The 6,395-nt window shown below is 67.9% G+C and carries 2 protein-coding genes; both read right to left on the bottom strand.

All coding sequences use genetic code 11. From position 1 onward, the window contains the following. Positions 1–1,808: type I polyketide synthase (locus AB0H61_RS38860; RefSeq protein ID WP_357313911.1), on the bottom strand; the 1,808-nt coding region annotated here is incomplete at its 3' end. Between the two features lie 52 nt (positions 1,809–1,860). Continuing rightward, on the bottom strand, positions 1,861–6,393 hold the full coding sequence (locus tag AB0H61_RS38855) for an SDR family NAD(P)-dependent oxidoreductase (RefSeq protein ID WP_357313908.1): 4,533 nt from the start codon (positions 6,391–6,393) through the stop codon (positions 1,861–1,863). Positions 6,394–6,395 lie beyond the last annotated feature (2 nt).

The following is a 6,395-nucleotide window of genomic DNA, read 5'->3' as shown; positions in this document are numbered from 1 at the left end:
ACCTCATCCAACGCCGACGCGAACACCGGAAACACCTCGTACAGGCCCGCACCCATACCAACCCGCTGCGCACCCTGACCCGTGAACAGGAACGCCGTCCTCTCGGAACCGGTATTCCCTTGGATCGTGCCGTGCGAACCCGCGGCCAGATCGGCCAGACCCGCCAGCAGTTCGTCCCGGTCACGCCCCATGACCGCAGCGCGCCGGTCCAACTGTGCCCGCGACGTCGCCAAGGAATACGCCATGTCCCGCACATCGACGTCGGGATCGTCGATCAACCACTGCCGCAGTCGATCCGCCTGGGCGCGGAGGGCCTCGTCCGACTTGGCCGATACCAACAATGGAATAGCTTCGGCCGCAATTGGTTTCGCGACCGGTACCGGCTCGGCCCCATCGGCGGACAGGGCGGTGACCGGCTGGGCGGGTGCTTCCTCGAGGATGAGGTGGGCATTGGTGCCACTGGCCCCGAACGACGACACCCCGGCTCGCCGGATCCGGTCCCCCACCGGCCACGGCTCGCTGTCCTGCAGGAGCCGCACCGTACCCGCGGACCAATCCACATGCGGGGTCGGCGCATCCACATGCAATGTCTTCGGCAGCACGCCGTGCCGCATGGCCTGAACCATCTTGATCACGCCGCCGACCCCCGCGGCCGCCGAGGTGTGACCGATATTCGACTTCAACGAACCCAAACGCAACGGCGCGCTCTCGCGCCGCGCGCCATACGCGCTGATCACCGCCCGCGCCTCGATCGGATCCCCGAGCATCGTGCCGGTGCCGTGCGCCTCTACCGCGTCGATATCCGACGGGGCCAGGCCGGCGTTCGCCAACGCGGCCGCGATTACTCGTTCCTGCGACAGACCATTCGGCGCGGTCAAGCCGTTGCTCGCACCATCCTGATTGACAGCACTGCCACGCACCACCGCCAGAACGGTGTGACCGAGCCGCTGTGCGTCCGACAACCGCTCCAACACCAATACTCCGAGTCCCTCGGAGAATCCGGTTCCATCAGCAGCCGCCGCGAATGCCTTACAGCGCGCATCAGGTGACAACGCACGCTGACGCGCGAACGCGATCAGCAACGACGGATCCGACATGACGGTCACCCCACCCGCCAATGCCAGCGACGTATCACCCTGCCGCAGTGCCTGGCACGCCAGATGCAACGCCACCAGCGACGACGAGCAGGCGGTATCGACCGAAATGGCCGGGCCCTTGAAACCGAACGTGTACGCGATCCGACCGGACAGCACAGCGTTCGAAACACCCAGGTAGGCATGTCCTTCGGTCTCCGCGGTGATATTCGCCGAGCCGATGCGGGGACCGTAGTTCTGATGGATGACCCCGGCGAAGACGCCGGTGTCGCTGTTGCGCAACGACACCGGGTCGATACCCGCATCCTCCAACGCTTCCCAGGACGCCTCCAGCATCAGGCGCTGCTGCGGATCCATCGCCGCGGCCTCACGCGGACCGATCCCGAAGAAGGCCGCGTCGAACTCGCCTATGGCGTCGAGGAATCCACCGTCACGGGTGTAGATGCCGCCCGGCATATCGGGATCCGGGTTGAACAACCGTTCCAGGTCCCACCCTCGATCGGTCGGGTAGTCCCCGATGGCATCCACACCATCCGCCGTCATCCGCCACAGATCTTCGGCGGAGCGCACACCACCGGGGTACCGGCAAGCCATACCGACGATCGCGATCGGCTCCCGCGACCGGTCGGTGAGCGCGCGCAGCTGCTGTTTGGTCTCGTAGAGCTCCTTCGCGGTCTTCTTCAGATACCGGCGTAGCTCGTCGTTGTCGGCCATCGGTGGAACTCCAGATCGTGTGTGCTCAGCTGAGGTGGTCGCGGAACTTGCTTCAACTGATTTGGTCGATGAATTCGAATAGCTCGCGGTCGTCGGCGGCGTCGATACTGTCGACACCACCGCCCAGGTCGATTTCTCCGGTGTCCTTGCCTTCGAGCTCACCCAACAGTGCGGTCAACCTGCTTGCGATATCCGACCGGTCCGCGGCCGACAGCTCGGCCGTGGCACAACTGCGCGCCAGCGACTCGATCTCGGCCGCAATACGTTCCGCGGGGTCGTCGACCGGAACGATCTCCTGCCGGATGAAACCGGCCAGCGCCTCGGGGGTGGGGTAGTAGAACATCTCGGTCGCGGACAACTGCACGCCGACAGCCGATTTCAGCCGGTTGCGGAATTCCATGACGCCGAGCGAGTCGAACCCGATATCGCTGAACGGCTTGTCCGGAGGGGTCGCGTCCGCGCTGGTATGTCCCAGCACGACCGCGGCCTGGGCACGGATCACATCCAGGATGGCACGTTCCTGTTCGGCTGCCGGGCGGCCGAGCAGTTGCGCCACCAGAGACGCGGAGCGCCCATTCGATGCCGTCGGCGGCGCACTCGCCGTATCGACCATCCGGCGGCGCGATGGCCGCGACAGGCCACGCATGACCGGCCTTATCTCGTCGGGACCCGCCTCGCCGAGAGCGGTCCGGTCGATCCGCACCGCCACGAACGCCGACCGGCCGCCCGCCAGCGCGGCGTCGAACAGCCGCATGCCGTCCTCGTCGCCCAACGGAAGGAGACCTTCGCGCCGCAAACGGGCGAGGTCGGCCTCGCCGAGCGCGCTGGTCATACCGCCGCTCTGCTCCCATGGCCCCCACACCACCGACGTCGCGGGCAGACCGGTCACGTGCCGGTGTTGCGCCAACGCGTCGAGGAAGACATTGGCGGCCGCATAGTTCGCCTGGCCCGGATTGCCGATCACGCCCGCGATCGAGGAGTACAGCACGAACGCCGACAGATCCAGGTCCTTGGTCGCCTCGTGCAGATTCCAGGCCGCATCCACCTTGGGCCGCAACACTGTCGCGATCTGCTCCGGCGTCATGGTGGCGAGTAGACCGTCGGCCAGCACACCCGCCGCGTGCACGACACCGGTCAACGGATGCTGCGACGGTATTGCCGCCAACACCGCGTCCAGTGCGGCGCGATCGGCCGCGTCACACGCGACCACGTCTACCTGCGCACCGAGCGCGGTCAGCTCGGCGGCGAGTTCGGCCGCGCCGGGCGCGTCCGGACCACGCCTGCCCGCCAGCACCAGCCTGCGCACACCATGCGCGGTGATCAGGTGTCGCGCGGCCACCGCGCCCAATCCCCCGGTGCCGCCGGTGATGAGAACGGTGCCCTCGGGCCGCAACGGCACCGGCACGGTGAGCAGGTTCTTGCCGATATGCCGGGCCTGGCTCAGGTACCGGTAGGCCTGCGGCGCCTGCCGCATGTCCCACGCGATGGTCGGGTACGGCGCCAAGGTCCCGGCCTCGAAGAGTTCGACCAGCGCGGTCAGAATCTCGTGCAGCCGATCCGGACCCGCCTCCATCAGCATGAAACTGCGGTAGTCCACCCCCGGATACTCGGTGGCCACCTCGACCGGATCACGCCGGTCGATCATGCCCATCTCGACGAACCGGCCACCGCGCGGCAGCAGACGCAACGAGGCGTCCACGAATTCGCCTGCCAGCGAATCCAAGACAATGTCCACACCGCGACCGTCGGTGGCGTCGAGGAACTTCTGCTCGAAATCCAATGTGCGCGAGTTGCCGATATCGGAGTCGTCGAACCCGAAATCGCGCAACACATTCCACTTCGGCTCACTGGCGGTGACCAACAATCGCAGGCCAAGGTGCCGCGCGAGTTGCACGGCCGCCAGGCCGACGCCACCGGTCGCCGCATGCAGCAACAGCGTCTCGCCGGGTCGCGCATCGGCCAGGTCGACAAGGCCGTAGTAGGCGGTCGCGTAGACGATCGGAATCGCCGCGGCCTGGGTGAACGACCAGCCGCGCGGCATCGGCGCGATCAGTCGGCGATCGACCACCGCCACCGATCCGACACCCGGGATCAACCCGAAAACCCGGTCGCCAGGCACGAATTCGGTCACATCCGGTGCGACCTCCAGGATGACTCCCGCACCTTCACCGCCGGGCCGACCAGCCTTGTCGGGGTAGGTGCCGAGCGCCATCAGCACATCCCGGAAGTTGAGGCCGACCGACCGCATACTCACCCGGACCTGTCCCGGTGCGAGCGGTTCCCACGCATTCGGATGGTCGCTGAAGGTGAAGTTGTCCGCGGTCAACGTGCCCTTGTCGCGCAGAGTCAGCGCCCATGCCGGGGCATTGCGCGACGCGACGTCGAGAGCGTTCGAATCACCGCGTTTCAGGCGCGGCGCATATGCCTTCCCGTGCCGCAAGGCCAGCTGGGGTTCATCGCCCATCGCCGAAGCCAGGGCCACAGCGGGCCGATGGTCCGCCCAGTCTTCGATATCGATGAGGACGATCCGGTCCGGGTTCTCGCTCTGTGCGGTACGCAGCAGACCCCACACCGCTGCCGTGGGCAGGTCCACCGACTCATGGGGATGTACCGCGACCGCCTGCCGGGTAACCACGGCGATGAGCCGGTCCTGTGTCAGCAGCCGCCGCACCTGCGCCGCGACGTCGGTGACCAGATCCCGTACCGCCACCGGAAGATCGGTATCGACAGCCCGCGACAGCTCATTCCATCGCTGAGCGTCGAGCCGCAATACCGTCACGTCACGTCCCGCGATCGTCACGGTTTCACCCTCATCGGCGGCGCTCCAGGCGTCGGCCGCGGTGAGCTCAGCAGCGGGCTCGGGTAGCGCGACCCAGTTCATCTCGTAGCCGACGCCGTCGGTGCGACGGTGCGCCGAGCCGAGCGCATCGGCCGACAAGACCCGCAGCGTCAGTGCCCCCACATCGGCCACGGCCATGCCCGCCGGGTCGGCGAGGGTTACGGTGATCCGCTCACCCCCCGGCCCGGAGCCGGTGACGGCAGCACGGACCCGCACGGTGGTCGCGCCCGTCGCATACAGGGCGATGTTCTCCCACGAGAACGGGACGGCGATCTCACCGGCCCGGCTATCGGGAATCAGCCCACCGAGCAGCACCGCGTGCAGCGCGGCATCCAGCAATGCCGGGTGAACACCGAATGTCGCGCCGTCCGATCGTACGGACTCCGGCAGTGCGACCTCGGCGAACACCTCACCGTCGCGCGCCCACAGGGCGGTCAGCCCGCGGAACGCCGGTCCGTACTCATAGCCCCGCTCGGCCAGATCCGCGTAGGCGTGATCGATCGCTATCGCCGTCGCACCCGCGGGCGGCCAGCTCACCGGACCGGAGTCGACCGGGGGCGTGTCCGACCCGGCGGTGACCGTCGCGACCGCGTGGCGAATCCACTGTTCCGCGTCGTCGCCGAGCGAGTCCGAATCATCGCCGTTCGACCGCGAGTACACCGACACCGTCCGTGCGCCGGATTCCTCCGGTCCGCCCGCTACCACCCGCAGGTCGACGGCCTCGGCGGTCGGCAGCGGCAGGGGCGCCTCGATCACCAGCTCCGCCAGTCGCGGGCAGTCCACCACCGTTCCCACGTACAGGGCCAGCTCCACGAGGGCGGCGCCGGGCAGCAACACCACCCCGGTGACGGCATGATCGGCCAGCCAAGGATGAGCGGCTCGCGACAACCTCCCGGTGAACACCACATCCTGGGAGTCCGGCAATCGCAGCATCGCGCTCAACAGCGGATGACCCGCATCGTCCAGGCCCGACTGCCACAGGTCCGGCGCGCCGACCGGCCGCGCCCAGTAGCGTCGATGCTGGAACGCGTAGGTGGGCAACGTGATTCGAGATGTGGAGCGGCCCGCGTACAGCGGCGTCCAGTCCACCCCTACGCCCACGACAGCGGCCTGTGCCAGCGCGGACACGAACTGGGTCTGCTCGTCGGTCGAGCGCCGGGCGGTCGCGACCACCGTCGACTTGGCCTCGATGGCCGGAGTCCCGGCCAGACATTGCCGAGTCATCGCGGCCAACACCGCATCCGGTCCGATCTCCACGAACCGCCGCACACCCGCCTCGACCAGGGCGTTGATCCCCGGCGCGAACCGGACGCACCCCCGTACCTGCTCGACCCAGTACTCGGGATCGGTCAGCTCGGCGGTGATCACGACTGCCGAAAGGTTCGACACGATCGGTAAGGACGGCTCCCGATACGTCAATCCCTCAGCTACGGAACGGAACTCGTCGAGCATCGGCTCCATCAATATCGAGTGGAACGCGTGACTGACCCGGAGCCGAGAGGTCTTCACTGCCTCCCCGGCGAGCCGATCACCGATCTCGTCCACCGCGGACCCTTCGCCGGACAGCACCACCGACGACGGGCCGTTCACCGCCGCCAACGACACCCGTCCGCCGTACTCGGCGAGCACCGCCATCGCCTCGGCCTCCGGCACCGCGACCGCGAGCATCGCCCCGCCCTCCGGCAAAGCACCCATCAACCGACCCCGCGCCGCCACCAGGGCACACGCATCCTCGAGCGACCACACCC

The organism is Nocardia sp. NPDC050710 (assembly GCF_040654375.1).
Lineage (GTDB): Bacteria > Actinomycetota > Actinomycetes > Mycobacteriales > Mycobacteriaceae > Nocardia.
This window is presented reverse-complemented; position numbering and strand designations above follow the sequence as displayed.